Raw genomic sequence first — 1,587 nt, forward strand, 5'->3', positions numbered from 1 at the left:
TCTCACCGCCCCCAACGGCCCCGCTCAGCAGCGCGTGATCCGCCAGGCTCTGGCCTCCGCCGGGCTGTCCCCCGCCCAGGTCGACGCGGTGGAAGGGCATGGCACGGGGACGACGCTGGGTGACCCGATCGAGGCGCAGGCGCTGATCGCAACCTATGGGCAGGGGCGGCCGGAGGGCCGGCCGCTCTGGCTCGGCTCGCTGAAGTCCAACATCGGCCACGCCCAGGCGGCGGCGGGCGTCGGCGGTGTCATCAAGATGGTGATGGCGATGCGCCACGGCGTGCTGCCGCGCACGTTGCATGTCGAGGAGCCTTCGCCGCATGTGGACTGGTCGGCCGGTGAGGTACGGCTGCTGACCGAGGCGGTGGAGTGGCCGGAGGCGGGCCGTCCCCGCCGGGCGGCGGTCTCCTCCTTCGGCGTCAGCGGCACCAACGCCCACACCATCATCGAACAGGCCCCACCCATCCCGGCCGAGGAGCCCCGGGAGACTCCTGCCGAGGGGCCCCTGCCCTGGACGCTCTCCGCCAAGAGCAACGCCGCGCTGCGCGATCAGGCACGACGGCTGCTGGCCTTTGTCACGGACGTCATGGATGTCACGGATGACACGGAGGACATGTCACCGGCCGATATCGGGTTCTCTCTCGCCACCACTCGCAGCGCCCTGCGTCACCGCGCGGCGATCATCGGCACGAGCCATGACGACTTCCGACGCGAACTGGTGCAGTTGGCCGCCGGGGCACCGTCGCCCGGTGTGCTGCTGGGCCGGCCGGGAGGCAAGGTCGGTTTCCTGTTCTCGGGGCAGGGGTCACAGCGGATCGGTATGGGGCGCGAGTTGTATGGGGCGTTCCCGGTGTTCGCTGAGGCGTACGACGAGGTGTGCGCACATCTGGACGCGGTGATCGATGTCGACTCGGAAGAGCTGCACCGGACGGGATCGGCTCAGCCGGCCTTGTTCGCGGTTGAGGTGGCGCTGTTCCGGCTGTTGGAGTCCTGGGGTGTCCGACCGGACTTCGTGGCGGGTCATTCGGTGGGGGAGATCGCTGCCGCGCATGTGGCGGGGGTGTTGTCGCTGGAGGACGCGGCCGCGCTGGTGTCGGCGCGTGCCCGGTTGATGCAGGCGCTGCCGGGCGGCGGGGCGATGGTGGCGGTGGAGGCGGCCGAGGAGGAGGTGGTGCCGCTGCTGACGGAGAGGGTCGGGGTGGCGGCGGTCAACGGTCCTCGGTCGGTGGTGGTTTCGGGTGCCGAGGACGCGGTGGGGGAGATCGCTGAGGCCTTTGCTCAGCAAGGCCGCAGGACCAGTCGTCTCCAGGTCAGCCATGCCTTCCATTCGCCGTTGATGGAGCCGATGTTGGCGGAGTTCGGTCGGGTGGTGGCCGGGCTGACGTATCGCGAGCCCCGGATTCCGGTGGTGTCCAACCTGACGGGTGCGCTGGCGGAGTCGTACACGCCGGAGTACTGGGTGCGGCATGTCCGGGAGGCGGTGCGTTTCGCGGACGGGGTACGGACCCTCCACGGATTGGGCGTGACGACGTTCGTGGAGGTCGGGCCCGGGGGCGTACTGAGCGCCCTGGCGCAGGGGTGCCTGGA

General features: G+C 70.4%; 1 protein-coding gene. It reads left to right on the forward strand.

What is annotated here, in order from left to right:
- Positions 1–1,587, forward strand: a 1,587-nt coding sequence (locus NX801_RS30560; RefSeq protein ID WP_258791221.1) for a type I polyketide synthase, incomplete at both ends; no start/stop codon positions are given.

It is taken from the genome of Streptomyces pyxinae (assembly GCF_024756275.1).
GTDB classification, from domain to species: Bacteria; Actinomycetota; Actinomycetes; order Streptomycetales; family Streptomycetaceae; genus Streptomyces; species Streptomyces pyxinae.